This is a genomic window from Alphaproteobacteria bacterium LSUCC0396 (assembly GCA_041228345.1).
GTDB lineage: Bacteria > Pseudomonadota > Alphaproteobacteria > Puniceispirillales > Puniceispirillaceae > UBA3439.
Window position 1 is genome coordinate 143,545 of sequence record CP166131.1, and the last position, 14,008, is coordinate 157,552.

General features: G+C 44.1%; 16 protein-coding genes and 1 tRNA gene. 7 read left to right on the plus strand and 10 right to left on the minus strand.

The genetic code is table 11. From position 1 onward, the window contains the following. Positions 1 to 25: 25 nt before the first annotated feature. The 6 genes from AB8881_00675 (at position 26) to AB8881_00700 (ending at position 5,683) form a co-directional block, all read left to right on the plus strand. A tRNA-Glu gene (locus AB8881_00675) sits at positions 26 to 101 on the plus strand. 178 nt (positions 102 to 279) lie between these two features. Further along, positions 280 to 480 (plus strand): helix-turn-helix transcriptional regulator, encoded by a 201-nt coding sequence (locus tag AB8881_00680; protein ID XDZ63442.1) that lies wholly within the window; start codon positions 280 to 282, stop codon positions 478 to 480. An 85-nt stretch (positions 481 to 565) separates the two neighbouring features. After that, positions 566 to 1,498, plus strand: coding sequence for a helix-turn-helix domain-containing protein (locus tag AB8881_00685; GenBank protein XDZ63443.1), 933 nt, complete (start codon positions 566 to 568; stop codon positions 1,496 to 1,498). 17 nt (positions 1,499 to 1,515) lie between these two features. Continuing rightward, a complete protein-coding gene (locus AB8881_00690; GenBank protein ID XDZ63444.1) occupies positions 1,516 to 3,771 on the plus strand; it encodes a DUF1800 family protein in 2,256 nt (751 codons plus the stop codon). A 3-nt stretch (positions 3,772 to 3,774) separates the two neighbouring features. Beyond that, a complete protein-coding gene (locus tag AB8881_00695; protein XDZ63445.1) occupies positions 3,775 to 4,941 on the plus strand; it encodes a DUF1501 domain-containing protein in 1,167 nt (388 codons plus the stop codon). A 79-nt stretch (positions 4,942 to 5,020) separates the two neighbouring features. Further along, positions 5,021 to 5,683 carry a DUF938 domain-containing protein gene (locus tag AB8881_00700; GenBank protein ID XDZ64476.1) on the plus strand — a complete coding sequence of 221 codons (663 nt, stop codon included), beginning with the start codon at positions 5,021 to 5,023 and terminating at the stop codon, positions 5,681 to 5,683. A gap of 389 nt (positions 5,684 to 6,072) precedes the next feature. Here AB8881_00700 and AB8881_00705 read toward each other — a convergent pair whose 3' ends face one another. The 8 genes from AB8881_00705 to AB8881_00740 all read right to left on the minus strand — a co-directional run bounded on the left by AB8881_00705 (position 6,073) and on the right by AB8881_00740 (position 12,383). Next, positions 6,073 to 6,279, minus strand: a complete 207-nt coding sequence (locus AB8881_00705; GenBank protein XDZ63446.1) for a cold-shock protein — start codon at positions 6,277 to 6,279, stop codon at positions 6,073 to 6,075. Positions 6,280 to 6,570: 291 nt separating this feature from the next. Beyond that, the gene (locus AB8881_00710) at positions 6,571 to 6,972 is read right to left on the minus strand and encodes a cyclic nucleotide-binding domain-containing protein (protein XDZ63447.1); all 402 of its coding nucleotides are present in this window, start codon (positions 6,970 to 6,972) and stop codon (positions 6,571 to 6,573) included. A 420-nt stretch (positions 6,973 to 7,392) separates the two neighbouring features. After that, positions 7,393 to 8,289 (minus strand): polysaccharide deacetylase, encoded by an 897-nt coding sequence (locus AB8881_00715; GenBank protein XDZ63448.1) that lies wholly within the window; start codon positions 8,287 to 8,289, stop codon positions 7,393 to 7,395. A gap of 186 nt (positions 8,290 to 8,475) precedes the next feature. After that, positions 8,476 to 8,691, minus strand: coding sequence for a hypothetical protein (locus AB8881_00720; GenBank protein ID XDZ63449.1), 216 nt, complete (start codon positions 8,689 to 8,691; stop codon positions 8,476 to 8,478). A gap of 275 nt (positions 8,692 to 8,966) precedes the next feature. Then, positions 8,967 to 9,233, minus strand: coding sequence for a DUF3764 family protein (locus AB8881_00725; protein XDZ63450.1), 267 nt, complete (start codon positions 9,231 to 9,233; stop codon positions 8,967 to 8,969). 590 nt (positions 9,234 to 9,823) lie between these two features. Continuing rightward, complete coding sequence (locus AB8881_00730; protein ID XDZ63451.1) at positions 9,824 to 10,114, minus strand: DUF1330 domain-containing protein; 291 nt, start codon at positions 10,112 to 10,114, stop codon at positions 9,824 to 9,826. A gap of 383 nt (positions 10,115 to 10,497) precedes the next feature. Beyond that, positions 10,498 to 11,109, minus strand: a complete 612-nt coding sequence (locus tag AB8881_00735; protein ID XDZ63452.1) for a hypothetical protein — start codon at positions 11,107 to 11,109, stop codon at positions 10,498 to 10,500. After that, positions 11,106 to 12,383 (minus strand): tyrosine-type recombinase/integrase, encoded by a 1,278-nt coding sequence (locus tag AB8881_00740; protein XDZ63453.1) that lies wholly within the window; start codon positions 12,381 to 12,383, stop codon positions 11,106 to 11,108. Before AB8881_00740 ends, AB8881_00735 begins: the two co-directional genes overlap by 4 nt. Positions 12,384 to 12,747: 364 nt before the next feature. On the opposite strand from AB8881_00740, the gene AB8881_00745 reads away from it, so the two are divergent. Beyond that, complete coding sequence (locus AB8881_00745; GenBank protein ID XDZ63454.1) at positions 12,748 to 12,939, plus strand: hypothetical protein; 192 nt, start codon at positions 12,748 to 12,750, stop codon at positions 12,937 to 12,939. A gap of 245 nt (positions 12,940 to 13,184) precedes the next feature. Here the strand turns inward: AB8881_00745 and AB8881_00750 are convergent, their stop codons facing one another. After that, entirely contained in the window at positions 13,185 to 13,595 is a 411-nt protein-coding gene (locus AB8881_00750; protein XDZ63455.1) for an iron-sulfur cluster assembly scaffold protein, read from the minus strand. A 29-nt stretch (positions 13,596 to 13,624) separates the two neighbouring features. Beyond that, the gene (locus AB8881_00755; GenBank protein ID XDZ63456.1) at positions 13,625 to 13,762 is read right to left on the minus strand and encodes a hypothetical protein; all 138 of its coding nucleotides are present in this window, start codon (positions 13,760 to 13,762) and stop codon (positions 13,625 to 13,627) included. Positions 13,763 to 14,008 lie beyond the last annotated feature (246 nt).

Sequence of the window (14,008 nt, forward strand, 5' to 3'; positions counted from 1 at the left end):
GCACCACTAGCTTTGCTTTTAAGATGTCCCGTTCGTCTAGAGGCCTAGGACACCGCCCTTTCACGGCGGCAACAGGGGTTCGAATCCCCTACGGGATGCCAAAGCCTTTTTCTAAAACATTGATTTCTTTATAAATACAGAATTTTTACCTAAATTTAGGTACCTTTTAGGTACCTTTTTTTGTGTCTTGAAACGCAAAAAAACTTATTTGAGAACATATCTTACGAAGCCTAACTGGCTCAATCTGACACTGATTACAACCAATCAGTGAGTTAGATAATGACTACTATTAATCACAAATTTTACACCATCAGCGACATAGCTACGCTGTTCAACGTGCATAAAAATACGGTGAGGCGTTGGCGAGATAATGGCGAAATACCAAAGCCAATTTCTATCAACTCTCAGTCTTTGTTTTGGCCGAAAGAAATTTTTGATGAGTTTCTTACCGAAAAACAAAACGAAGGCCGACCTCAATGATAGCGGCGCTTCTAATCCCGCTATCACCCCGCGCTAAAAAATACCCTCGGGGCTGGCCTACAGTGGCCTGTGAGAGCTTTTAACTATGTTTCCGCTGCTGATCAAAGCCGTAAAAGCGGAAGGGCTTGAACCGCCAGAAAAGGCCATTCTTATCCAAATTGCTGATTTAACGAACCAGCTAAAGGGTAAGCAGTCGTGGCCGTCAGAGGAATATCTGGCGGTAAAAACCGGTTTTGGCAGAAAAACGGTCAGCAGGGCAAAGAAGAGCCTTCGCAATCGCGGCATCCTTAATTGGGTATCGCCAAAGCAAAGCCGTATTAAAAACAGCTCCTGCATCTATACAATCAATGAAAAAGAACTCGATAAGCACCTACCAAACACTGCGCCTGCTTCGCTTGGGATGGGTCACTGTGACCCATCTGTGGCGGTGGAAGCGGTCAAAGGGTCCGTTGGTGAGGGTCATATTGACACACAGGTAGGGTCAGAAAGTCCCACAAGCAGGGTCATAGAGTCCATCTATACACCTACTACTCCAATTAAAATACTCTTAAGCGATACGAACCGCAGTAAGAGATTAGAAAATGATATTGGGTTTTTAACGATTGATAACTGGCTGGAGATGGCTTGCAAAGAACGCCGGTACCAAGATCCAAGGCCAGCGGAAATCAGAGAGCACATTTGGATGGATTATCAGATCCTACACAAAGAGTTTAATCGGCAGCTTTTTGATTTATTGGGCATCAGCCAAAAGCAATGGGCTTTGGGTGTGAAAAAATATAATGAGCAATACAGGTTAAGGCCAACTGGTAACGAACTAGAAAGGCCAAACCTAAAGGCGTTTTATGCATTAATGCGGTTTATAGCCTCGCCAGACCGCTCTGATGATGTCTGGGCTGCAAGTCGGCGGTGGCGGGCTTCCAAAGCCGTCACTGACCGAGAAAACGCGATTAAAAGATCTGCACTTGAAAGGCGCTTAGATCAGCTTGGCAAGCTAACTTGCTTGACGCCTTTAGAGTAAAAAAATAATGTTATCGAATGTTAAATATTAAATTAATATTTACTGCTGCCGGATTAGTGGGGCTCTTCGGACTGGTGGGCTGCCAACAGCAGACCTCCAACACCAATGTCACAGTAAATGTTTCTAGCAAGGCCACCGTTAGTGCCTATGACTCTGGTGGTTCAGTTTCAACAACCGAATACGCGTATTCTGATGCTCAACCAGACAAAGTAGACTTGGATTTGGTTATGACATTCGAAGATGCTGCGCGGTTTGAAAGCAGAATTGGTATCGGCGCTCCATTGAAAAGAGTGAAACGCTACGTTGGCAAAACGCGGCGTGAAGCTATACAGCTTGTTGTTTCAGAGCTGGAGAATTATCAGGATGATTTTTTGTGGCCGGACTGGGTCAATAACGTTACACCCATAAGCTTTTTTGAACGGGCAAAGAAAAGAAATAAATTCTATTGCGGTGAGTCGATGTTTGAAGACTCGCTAAGAATGGAACTTTCTAAAAAGTTATTGGTTTCGAAGACGCCTCAATTTGAGAGGTTGTTTTTGGTTTGGCTGGATCACTTTTCTGTGGAGTTTAGAGCTTATTCCCAAAGTCACGCTTATGCAGAGCATATGCGCCTAGTTAGAGAAAACTCTAACCGGAGTTTTGTGGATTTACTAGTTAATGTAGTTAATGACCCTGGATTGATAGTTTACCTAAACAATGACTCCAGCACCGTAAAAAAGCCAAACGAGAACCTTGCACGCGAGTTTCTAGAATTATTCTCTCTGGGCGAGGGCAAATATAACGAAAAAGACATCAAAACACTGGCAAAAGTAATAGCCCCTTATGGTATTAATTTTGTGTCTGAAAAGCCGAGTTGGTTTTCATCCAAGGCGTCAGGTCGCGAATTTAAAGCGTTCGGCCAGACTTATAAAAACTTCAATGAATTTGTTGAGCTAATATCCAATCGCGCTGATTTTGGAGAGATGATCGCACGGAAATTCTACCGAGAATTTGTCAGCGTAAAACCTCCAAAACCAAATGATATCGCGATTATGATGTCTTCTTTTCGAAAATCTGGATTTTCGATACCAAAACTGTTTGAAGCTACAATCAGTTTAGGGTCATTTTGGTCGGAGGAAAGCAGACTGAATATTGTCAAAAGCCCCATAGAATTACTCTATGGTTCCGCTCGGACACTTGGTTTTGCGGGTCAAAAAATGGATGATCATATTTGGATGATGGCGTTCGCAACTGAGCTGGGGCAGGACTTATTTAATCCTCCAAACGTTGCAGGTTTTCCTGGTGGGACAGCTTGGGTAGCCGGTCAAATGATGGAAAAGCGTATTGAAATCGTTAATCGTATGTTCGGTGATTTCAGTCAAAGCTCAGCAGGTATGCAATCCACGCAGAAAACAACAAAAATGGATGCAGCAAGGTCAAGAGGTCAGCAATCTCGCATTAAAGAAGTTGATGCCTACAGAGCTGAACGCATAAAGTTTTTCGAGAATTTAAAAAAAGATCAATTGGGCGTTGAGACGATATTGCTCAACGAAGTTACCCGAGACTTTGAAAAAAACCGTTGGCGTAAAATTGAAGCAGCTTTTTACAACGTGCAGCTGAATGGACGTAAATGGGACGGTATAACGATCCGATTTGGTAATGATAAGAATGATGGTGGTAGGTACGGTGATCACTTAAGATTAGAGCAGGGCAAAAGCAGCCCTGATGCTTTTGATCAGTCTGCGTACAATAGAAGTTTCACAAATGATAGGGGTCTTCGAACAGTCAAATTTTCTTATCCCTCAGGAGGTGATCAACGCGGAATGCCATCGGCCACCGAGGACAAGCTGTTAGTAGAACGTTTGTCGCAGGCAATGCAGATTGTGATCGACCACAACAGAGCTTACACCCAGTTGTCTGTTAACTCAGCAGCTCAAAAATGGCTTAAGCAGTTTTTAGATAAAGTTGGGTGGAAGGAGTTGTCTGAAAATGGCCAGACCTATCCACCAGTGAGAATGTTCGCGATAGAAAATGGTGTTTTAGGGGGCGGCAGCAGTGGAGGGACTCCTTATCCCAAAATGCGCCCATTTCGTTGCGGCTTTAATCAGACAAAACATAATTTTGTCGAAGCTCGGCAAATTCCGGCGGAGTTTGATGATTTCAGCTTGGGTGGAGCAATTGCGGAATTAGAAGAGCAAAACCTCATAACGCTTTTGCTACCGGATTTATCGAGTCGGTTAGGCGACATCAGTGTCAAGCAAGCTCTAACGCACGAAGGCTATCAATTGAGGTAAAAGATGAAGAGACGAGATTTTATTAATTTTGCAGCAACAACTGCGCTTTTTGCGCTGTCACCGTTCTCTATATCAGCGAGACCAAATAGCAAAATTCTCATACTAATAGAGCTGCAAGGTGCCAATGACGGCTTAAATACTGTCATACCAACAAAAGATAATGGTTATTACAAGCTGCGACCCAACATAGCGATACCCAAAAAAGACATCTTAGGTATTGATACAAATTATGGGTTACATTTCAGTTTAAAGGGTTTAGCCGACCTCTGTGGCTCTGGTGATTGCAGCATTATTCAAAATCTCGGCTACCCAAACCCAATACTTTCTCACTTTCGGTCCATTGAGCTTTGGGAGAGGGGTGGTGACGGCAAACAGAATGGCAGAGAGGGATGGTTAAACGCCACCCTCGAGGCCTTGGCTGATAAAAGCTCGCTGGATGCAAAAGCAATGAACCTCGACAACGTGGGAACTGTTTTTGCTGGAGGAACCGACGGTTATCTGGGCCCTAATGCAATTGGTTACAGACCTGTAGAGGCTGAGTCACGTGACACCACCGTTCCGTTGCCGAATAACATCGAAATGGGATTGCTTGGCAATTTGCAAAAAATGCGAGTTGAAAACGAAATAAAAATTTCGCGGCTCCAAGCAAAGATTAGCAAGGCTAAAAGCTCTGTATTTGTCGGGCGAGGTGAGTTGGGAAATCAACTATCAAAAGTTTGCCAGCTCATAATGGCAGGTGTAGAAATACCAGTTTTCAAAGTCTCAATTGGCAGCTTTGATACCCATATCGAGCAGTTTTGGAAGCATCGGAACCTTTTGCGTGACCTGGATAAGTCAATCTCAGACACAGTAAGAACCCTAAAAGAAATTGGTGTATGGAACGATACAATAATTATGACATATTCTGAATTTGGACGGCGGGCGAAAGAAAATGGATCTCGTGGCACTGACCACGGTATGGCTGCGCCCCATTTCGTTTTAGGGGGAAAAATCAGTGGCGCAGTTTATGGAGAGGAAAATGTTTTGAACTCTGTGGCAGACAGTAATCTTAGGTTTTCGATTGATTACAGATCTCTTTACAATGAAATATTGTCAAAGCATTTTGGGTTCCAAGATAATCAGTTTGTAACCTACAAAGATAAAACTTTGGATGGATTGTTTAGCACATAGCCTGTTCATTGCCGGTTTCTTATTTGATAGAACGCCATTTAACGGCCACAACCTCGATATGTTGTGGATGATTTAGTTGGTGTTACGGCAAAAGCTTCCTTCGACAGCAAGTGTCGTTCACAAAACAAGCGGGGGTCAACTGCATTCTCCAGCTGCAGAAAGAAATTCAGCCCAAATCATTGAGCTTGTTCGCAGTTCTGTGCCGGAAAGTGGTAATGCTCTGGAAATTGCAAGTGGCACCGGCCAACACATAGTTGAGCTTGCCGCTGCTGTTCCCGGCTTGATCTGGCAACCGTCTGACATAGACGAGACCCGCTTGAATAGCATTGTCTCAAGAAGCCTTGCAAAACAGTTACCAAACCTTTTGCCGCCTATAAGACTGGATGTAACAGATAAAGGCTGGTCAGCCCTTTGCCCCAATCAAGACTTCATCTTGCTGGTTAATCTGTTGCACCTTGTCAGTGAAGCTGAGGTAAAAGCAATCATCAGTGGGATTTCTCAATCCCTAGCTGAAGATGGGCGTTGCGTCATTTATGGCCCGTTTATGCGAAATGGTGTTCTCAGCAGCAGTGGTGACAAAGCCTTTCATCAGAGCTTGATAGATGCTGATCCAGATATTGGTTATAAAGATGATCAGTGGATCCTTGAGCTCTTTCAGAAACACCGCCTTGCAACCATCAACGTTATAGAGATGCCAGCTAACAACTTGGCTTTCGTTATTGAGAAGGGCACTTCTATATGACCCTTCCTGCAAAAAGGTACTTCCACAGGTACTATTAAGCGGGTTATGCGCGAACGCAACATTCCGCTAGCGACAGAATTATAGTTAATATTTCGCTTCGTAATTGATCTATAAAATATTGAATTATATATACAAAAATATTTTAAAAAGAATCTTGCTTAAGCTTTATCCCAGAATGCTCTCGTGCGCAAGGGTATGGATAAAATGGCAACGCGCATCTATCTCTCCAATTGATAGTAAAAACGTGCCACAAAAAAAGGCCAGCGCAAAGGCTGGCCTTTTGGGTTTGCAGGAGTAATTACAAAGACATTCCAACATTTATCTCTGTTGATTAGCCATCAGCGTTAGTATCACCTCAATTATGTTCAGCAATCAGCTTAAACTGAGTTTTATAAAGCCTTTAGATTTACTGCAGAAGTCTTTCCATTTTGACCAGTCTCAAGTTCGTAAGACACCTCCTGGTCTTCCGCTAATCCAGTCATTCCCGAATTTTGAACGGCTGTGATGTGAACAAATACATCAGTTGATTTGTCTTCTGGCTCAATAAAACCAAAACCCTTTTGTGAATTAAACCACTTAACTTTTCCTACGCTCATAAAATTTCCTTTAAGTCATTGTTATAGGGAAGCGGCTTTTCATTATTGACTACTTGCCACTTACCCTCGCTCTAAATTAGAAGAGTTAACGCGTACTAACAGAGTTTGGCTCATAAGTCTTGTTAATATAATTTTGAGTATTTTGGCTTTTTTCATTTTCCGGTGCAGACAGCTGGTCAGCAAAACGAAAAAAAACCAGCGTAAAGGCCGGCCTCGATTGACGCTCCCTATTACACCAACTCCGTAGCAGCTTAATGCGTGCAAATAGGTAATTGAAATTTATATATTTTTCTAACTTTTTTCGATAGATTTATAAATATTCAGTTCTCTCCAGTATTTTTCTGCAAGCGCATTTGCGTCACTTATCCTCAACGCAAGCCCTCGAATAATTGCATTGCATATTGGGTCAGCTTGAGCCATTTTTGCTCTAAATACCGGCTCATCCAACTTGATGAGCATCGCGTTGGTCTTTGCCCTAACAGTTACGGTTCTTGGTTCTGACGTGATGAGGCCGACTTCGCCAAACAATTCACCTTCATTTAAAACGCCGAGGACCATTCCCTGTTTGCTCTCTATCTGAACTGAACCAGAATGCACTAAATAGACGCTATCACTGGCATCATTTACGCTGTAAATAACGTCGCCTGCTTTGACCGCCATCTTGGCAAAGTTCTTTAAGCTTGTCGGTTTCATTAGCGTTCCTCTCTATCAGTTAACCTGTCACATAAAGCACCCAGCGCCAAGGCTGGCTGCTAGTAACCCCCGCTGTTATAGCAATTGAGCGCCGTTATACATTAAGATGAGAGGCTTGCAACGGATTGGTTGCTAGACAACAAGGCACAAAGCCCTAGTCTGTTAACCTGAGTAAGTTTAGCAAACGTTCTCTCAGCATAAGGAGCCTACGTTCTAGGCGTTCGTTTTCTCTTTCTAATGCAGCAATCTGTTCTTTTAGCTTTTGGTCCTCGTGTCCAGCAGCGCCAGTTGCAAGGTCATTCTTGCAAGAGTTATACGCAGTAATTTCAGCCGCAGTATTACCGCTTAACACGCACTTATGCGCCCAAGCCGTCTGGTTGAACAGTATTAGGAATATGGCTGTGAGTACGATGCGGGTCATTACTGCTTCAGTTGCTTATCTAGTGGTAGTTTACGGTAGAACCTAGAAACTTCGTTTGGTGTCGTAATCCAGATTTCATCACGCCTTTTACAAATGTGATCGAGTGCTCTTTTTAAGTGTTTTTGTCTGAAGGGCTGGCCAACAATAAATGAATGAAGCGATAGCGGGAAAACAAGCGGTTGTGGCCCCTTTAAATCCATCAGAACATCAAACTGATCAATAATCATATTTGCGTATTCCTCAGCTGAAACTCGGCGTCCGACTATTGCTGGCTGATCATTAAGTTCTATCGGGTAGGGAAGAGTTAAAATTTCGTCGTTATCAGTTTTCATCCAGAAGGGCTGCTCATCACAGAGCCCCCAATCTAACAAATATTCATAACCGGCAGCGGACAAGATATCTGGCGTCTTTTGACTTGGAGTGAGGTAAGAGGACAACCACCCGTTGGGGCGCTTACCATCGGCCTTGGTCATTATTTCTGTTACTTCAGCGACCATTTTAGTCTCTTCCTCAATGGTCATATCAATGGGCCTTGCGGTGCCGTTTGAGATCCCGTGGCCGATCATTTCATCACCGCGGTTGCGGTAGCGTTCCAAAAGCTCAGGGCTGTGAGAGTAATTAGCTGCATTCACGATAACGCCAACATTCATTTCAAGGTCGTCGAACAGATCTGCTAAACGCCACCCACCCACTCTGTTTCCATACTCGCGCCACAGCCAGCTTCTTTGGCTCCAAGGCTTGGTCTCACGATCTAAGTCGATGCCGCCACCTTCACCAAACGGAAAATGTTCAATGTTTAAAGCGATGTAGAAGGCTATGCGTTTCCCGCCCGGCCATTCAAAAGAAGATCTTGTCGAAATACCCGAATAATTAAATCTGTTATGATCTTTAAGCATTGCCCACGTCCTCCTGAGAAATGTTGCCACAAAAAAAGGCCAGCGCAAAGGCTGGCCGAGGCTGAAGAAAAACAAATGCGCGGGGGTAGGAAGCGCATCTGCAAACTAAAGATGGCTCAGTAATGTTACATTTATTTGTCAGTTAAGCTTTTTTTGTGTGAAGCGCTGTGTTTTGTGCCGAAATCTTCACGCTAATCGTCCATCAATGTGTGCGGCCCAAAGCTCCACAAGCATTTCTTCGGCCTCATCATTTGATAAAAATTGCGGTTTTTGCTCAAAATTTTCGAAAACGTTTGAGACAAAATGTTCCACAGAATTGGACTTCGACAGAAATTCTTCCGCTTTATGCAGAAAAATATGAAGGTCTGTAGCCCATTTTTTCACCTCTTGGTTAAAAATCATACGCGCCTCCTGATGGGTTAAGTGACTATTGATTAGTTTTTTTAGCACACGGCTCAGTCATCTAAAAAGAAAATAGTGTAAATCTATAAATTGTAAATTTTGACATTTTATAATTTTACACTTTTATTCAGATGTTTTGGGCAAAATACGCATCGGCAGTCAAACCGCGTTATTAACAAGATACAATTGGGCCTTGAAGAGTTAAGGCCAGCGCAAAGGCTGGCCGAGTTTAGGGGTGGGATGAACACCAAGGTTCACCCGACCGCTAGTCAGGGCTAGTTAACATAGATTTCTGAAACAGTTGTTTCTAAAATGTGACCAGAATCCGCCATTTTGGCACCGTTAGCTTCAATAAATTTTTGCATATGCTCTGGGCTGAGCGCGTTAAGCACCACACAAACCTTTTTTTCATCATCTGGTGCGTGGCCGTGATATATTTCAAACATACCTGCGGCGCGCGCGATTGGCTGATGTGAGTAGAAAGCCTGCTCCCACTCGGCGAATGTATTTCTTATTTCAAACTTCAGTATCGCAGTAACCATAACCCCTCTCCTTTTTGAATACTCTGCCACAAAAAAAGGCCAGCGCAAAGGCTGGCCGAGGCTGAAGAAAAACAAATGCGCGGGGGTAGGAAGCGCACCTGCAAACTAAAGATGGCTCAGTAATGTTACATTTATTTGTCAGTTATTTGTTTTTTTGATGAAGCACAACGTTGTCCTATGGAACTGGTGACCTTGCTATTGGGGTTCGTTTCAGGATTCTCTTGGGGCACGGCGAAGGTGAAATTGGCTACGAGCGTTGGTGATACGTATGTCGAGGCTCTAAAGGCAGCGGCTGAGTTGATTAGGGGGCGGAATATTAAAAAGTCTATTTGTCTGAAGTCTGGCGTTCTAGGATACGCCTGATACGCTTCAATTCAATAGAGTGATTGTCTAAACCAAGATTTCGCCTGATGAAGCCAATTAGCCAGACAACACAAATGCTCAATACCAAATAAACAGTGAATTTAAGCCAAAAAACTATCTGGTTTATCTGGGCGACAATGTCATTAATGATTTCAGTCATCGGTTGGGCTCACCCGAAGCCGTCTGGCTTAACAGGGTCAGGAATATGGCTGTTAGCAGGGTGCGGGTCATTCAAGTCCTTCAATCACTCTGACATCACGCTCGACATCACCTAGTAGCGCAAATGCAGCCTGATAAGCATCACTTGTGATAGCAGCTCGAGCTGCATCGGTGCTTACAAACTCAATAATAACCGTCCGCTGCTGAATACCATTCTCAAAGGTAGCCACCGGCATCCCCCTAGCTATGAATTTAGCACCAGCATTTGTCATAGCTTCCAGAGCTTTTGGAGCATATTCGCTTAGATTCTGATCATTTGGAGTGTCTCGATATGAGACCACTATGTATCCTTTTGGCATCGCTTCCTCCATTTTTAAAAAAATCCTGCCACAAAAAAAGGCCAGCGCAAAGGCTGGCCGAGTTTAGGGAGAAAATGCGTTAGGTTCAGCGTTGAGGCTGCGCTGATATTGTGACGGTTTTGTGGTTGGAATAGTGTCATTGCAAGGCTAGCTCCGTAGGGGCGGAGCGACTGTCACAATCCAACTCAATTTCTTTGAAAGCCGTGTTTGACAACAAATAACTTAACCACTAAATATAGTCAAAATAAGTCAAAAACATACAACATAGTCGATTTCTAGGCTGCAATGTCCCCAGTTGTTACTGCCCTCTCGCTTGGATTTACTATCCTATTTTTAATAACCTACAACATTGCAGTAGGGTAGTGATGAGGCAAGCTTGTTGGTCATTTGAGTGCGCCTTGGTTTCGTAAGTCATAATACTGCCGCGCAGCGGAAACAAAGTCCAGTTCATCAGCAAACAAAACTGACGCACAATCTTGTCCAAACTGGGCAAATTTGGTGCCGCTGCTGATGCCTTTCGTTGGGGGCATCTTCATATGTTCCGTAAAGGTTTGGAAACAGGCGCGGGCAAGGGCTAAGCCAACTGGGCTTGCTCCAGATCGCGGTAAAGCTGAGGTTGCTGCCCTAAATTTGGAAATTTCCAAAACCCAGCTATCAAGCAGTTCATTCGGCCAAATCTCATTTTTCTCGTTTTCGTTTACCCGAAATGTAGTTGAAAAATAGGATCTTGCTGTAGGGTCAAGGTTTTCAATAGCGATTTTTAGTTTTTTAACCGCAGCCTCTAGTTTGTCTATCTGGGCATCTCTCTGCTTGCCCTTCACAACAATGCCCGGGGGCGGCTTAGAGATATGACTGCGAACTTTTGCATAAAGCAAAGATGCAAAGAAAATTTGTGCCTCTGTGGATAGTTCTCTTTTTGAATAGAGACCTATTACCTTGGCAAGGTCACCTTCAACATCTTTAAAGGGGTTGATTTTCACATTAGCTGAACTCATTTTGCCCCCCTTAAAAAAGCATCCCAATGGGTCATCATTGTTATTCTTGGCTCAACTGAAACAGAATGGTCGTATGTTTTTCCAACGCCGCGCAGGCTGCGGCTTGATTGAGCTTCAGACATTTCATCAGGGTAGCCGTTCTCTGATGCCCAAGTTTTAAAACAATGCCTCATCCCGTGCGCTGTTGGTATGTCTGGCGAGTCAGAATGCCGCCATTCTACAAGCTCGTCTTTGCTGAGAATTCTTTGCAACATTCGTCTTGGCGCATCATTATCGATTTTTTCACCTCTGGAATTTACAAATATGTATCTACCCGACCCAGTTTGAGGCGCCATTACCTCAAGCACTTTACGCATAGCGGGGGATATCCAACATTTAAAGCGGCGCTTTGTTTTTTTGTTTCCCTTCATTTTGTCTGCGGGTATTTCCCAAACATCTCCATAGATCTCAGACCATTCGGCCTCTGCAGCATTTTCTGGCCGCACTGCGGATAGCATCAACCAAATAAGAACTTGGGATGGACTTGTTTTGATTTGGGTTAAGCGGCTGTATATCTCGGGGAGGCGGGCATAGTCGACAAAGCCTCTGGGCTTTTCATAATGGGCAACACGCATCGCCTCATCACTTAAATTTATATCTGCAGGGTTATCCAGCCTGAGCTCAAATCTGGTGCTTTGAGACAAGCTGAAAATTTGGCGTGTGTTGCGCCACACCTTTTTCATAAGCGGGTTCTTGTTTTCCCACTTATTGTCAGCTGTAAGCATAAAGATCACGTCTTTACGCGTAATTTCTGAAATTGACCTATTCCCAAGAACAGGAATGGCGTGATTTTCAACATACGCCCAATTTTGCTTCGCAACCTTATCTGATCCCCATTCTTTGTTAACAGCTTTATTATCCCACCAGATGCGTGCAAATTCGGCAAATGTGTATTTGCCGTTTCGGTTAGACGCTGCCTTTATGGCGGAATCGAACTTTACCGCATTATCACCGAGTTTCAGCGCAGACCTTATTTGATCAACAGAATAGCCTTCCGCAAAATATGACTTTGCAAGTTCGTGTTTGCGCTTAGCCACTGCAAAGGTCAGCTCAGAAGGGCTGTAACCGCCAAGATCAAGCGTCTTAACTTTACCGTTGCGCTTCAATCTTGATCTGAAAGTTTTGCGTTTAGATTGGTAAACCCTTAGCTGTAGATTTCCTCCGCAGCTGAAGTCCGTATAGGGCTTATCTATCTCGCATTTTGCAGCGCGAACTTCATTGTCTGTTTTGAGCATAACTAATGCACAATCTCACCAAATGGGTACCTATATCACTAAATAGGTACCTTTTTCCGGTGTTATTGTCAATTAAGGTTAGTTGCAGTGAGTTGTAGTTAGATATCTAATTAGTTTTCTAAACTACTGATATATAATTAAACCTATAAAGAAAATTATCTTTATTAATAGCTTATAGAAAATAATTCGAATCCCCTACGGGATGCCAAATCTTGTCTCCACTATAATTCCCCATGATATTTTGCCGCGTTTTCGCCCCGCTTTTGGCTTGCGCGCCAGATTATTATATCTGATCATTTCCTGCGGCGTTTTCAGCGCCCTCTAGGGTCGGGGTTTAGGAAAAAGGGTGAGGCAAAGTGGCAGAATGACTGATCAACGAAACGCAAATCATCCAAATAGTAAATCAGCGGTAAGCGCAAACCCTATTTTGCAGCCGCAATGCCCGTCTTGTGGGCGGCCGGAAAATATCGTCTGGGTGCATGGTCACGGCCAATGTGCGCATTGCCGAATGAATGTCATGCCATGTTGCGATGGTGAAACCTGCGACGCGCCGTAACAGGCGAGGTGGGGCCGTATCCGCGACAAACTGGCTCGCAGCATAATTGACCCTTGCCATCAACGTTAGAACCGCTATAACTCGACCATTATTCTGATTGGGAGATCATAATGAACGCGACTGTAGGTGTTTTACTCGTAATTGGCTTTCCGCTTGCGCTGATGGTGGCGCTGTGGGTTTTCGGCAAGGTTTCTGTACGCCCCGAATAAGCCTATCGCTGCTAGCCGTTACGACGGGGGGCATGACTAGGCTTGATCTAGTGCCTCAGTGGCTGCATGAAATGCCAAGAGAACACATTTATGCCGGTTGCGGATATCGCGCACCGGCATAAATTTTGCCATATCTTCATTGGGTGGGTTATCTTGCTCTTTGCCAATCCATTGGGCAAATTGAGCGGTCATCTGGCTGGCATCAGCAGGCGTGATCCCAGCAAAATTTTCAATTAACAGCCCCGCACCAGCCTCGCATAACGCACAGCCGCGGACTTTGATACCGATCTGGCTGATTGCGCCATTATCCAGCGTGAAAGAAACATCAACACGGTCACCGCAGGTAGGGTTGTCACGGCTGGCCTGAAACGGTGCTGTGGGGTCTAGCTCACGCGTTCGCGATAGTTTAGCAAATTCCAGAATCTGTTTCTGATAAAGCGCGTCCAAAAATCTGGTTCCCGCGTGAGCTGTTAAAATTATCCGGCTTTGGTGATTAACAAAAACACCGAAACTGCTGCTGAAACATAAGTGGCGACAATGAGCCAGTGCATTGACATATAGACGTTTTCTTCAGGCACGTGGGCTGGGCGTGGTTTATTCGCTGATGAAGCCATTGGTGGATCCCCCGACATTCTTAAAATCAATTTAGACCTGTTGTTGTCATAGCCCGAGGATAGGCCAAAAACAAGCCATTTGCGTTTGATTTCCATAAAAATTGGCAGCGGTTTTTTAATAATTATTCATTTTGTTAAAAAAATGATTATTTTCAAGTTCGGGTGTTGAAGCCCAGAAAAAACCCCTCTAGGCTCTTCGCTGGTTTACACAAAAAAAAACGTATTCTCGAGAAAGTGATCCCCCAA

Excerpts from the sequence above, each read along its gene's own strand:
- AB8881_00680 (XDZ63442.1), top strand. The coding sequence starts at position 280 with ATGACTACTATTAATCACAAATTTTACACCATCAGCGACATAGCTACG.
- AB8881_00685 (XDZ63443.1), top strand. The coding sequence starts at position 566 with ATGTTTCCGCTGCTGATCAAAGCCGTAAAAGCGGAAGGGCTTGAACCG.
- AB8881_00690 (XDZ63444.1), top strand. The coding sequence starts at position 1,516 with ATGTTAAATATTAAATTAATATTTACTGCTGCCGGATTAGTGGGGCTC.
- AB8881_00695 (XDZ63445.1), top strand. The coding sequence starts at position 3,775 with ATGAAGAGACGAGATTTTATTAATTTTGCAGCAACAACTGCGCTTTTT.
- AB8881_00705 (XDZ63446.1), bottom strand. The coding sequence starts at position 6,279 with ATGAGCGTAGGAAAAGTTAAGTGGTTTAATTCACAAAAGGGTTTTGGT.
- AB8881_00710 (XDZ63447.1), bottom strand. The coding sequence starts at position 6,972 with ATGAAACCGACAAGCTTAAAGAACTTTGCCAAGATGGCGGTCAAAGCA.
- AB8881_00715 (XDZ63448.1), bottom strand. The coding sequence starts at position 8,289 with ATGCTTAAAGATCATAACAGATTTAATTATTCGGGTATTTCGACAAGA.
- AB8881_00720 (XDZ63449.1), bottom strand. The coding sequence starts at position 8,691 with ATGATTTTTAACCAAGAGGTGAAAAAATGGGCTACAGACCTTCATATT.
- AB8881_00725 (XDZ63450.1), bottom strand. The coding sequence starts at position 9,233 with ATGGTTACTGCGATACTGAAGTTTGAAATAAGAAATACATTCGCCGAG.
- AB8881_00730 (XDZ63451.1), bottom strand. The coding sequence starts at position 10,114 with ATGCCAAAAGGATACATAGTGGTCTCATATCGAGACACTCCAAATGAT.
- AB8881_00735 (XDZ63452.1), bottom strand. The coding sequence starts at position 11,109 with ATGAGTTCAGCTAATGTGAAAATCAACCCCTTTAAAGATGTTGAAGGT.
- AB8881_00740 (XDZ63453.1), bottom strand. The coding sequence starts at position 12,383 with ATGCTCAAAACAGACAATGAAGTTCGCGCTGCAAAATGCGAGATAGAT.
- AB8881_00745 (XDZ63454.1), top strand. The coding sequence starts at position 12,748 with ATGACTGATCAACGAAACGCAAATCATCCAAATAGTAAATCAGCGGTA.
- AB8881_00755 (XDZ63456.1), bottom strand. The coding sequence starts at position 13,762 with ATGGCTTCATCAGCGAATAAACCACGCCCAGCCCACGTGCCTGAAGAA.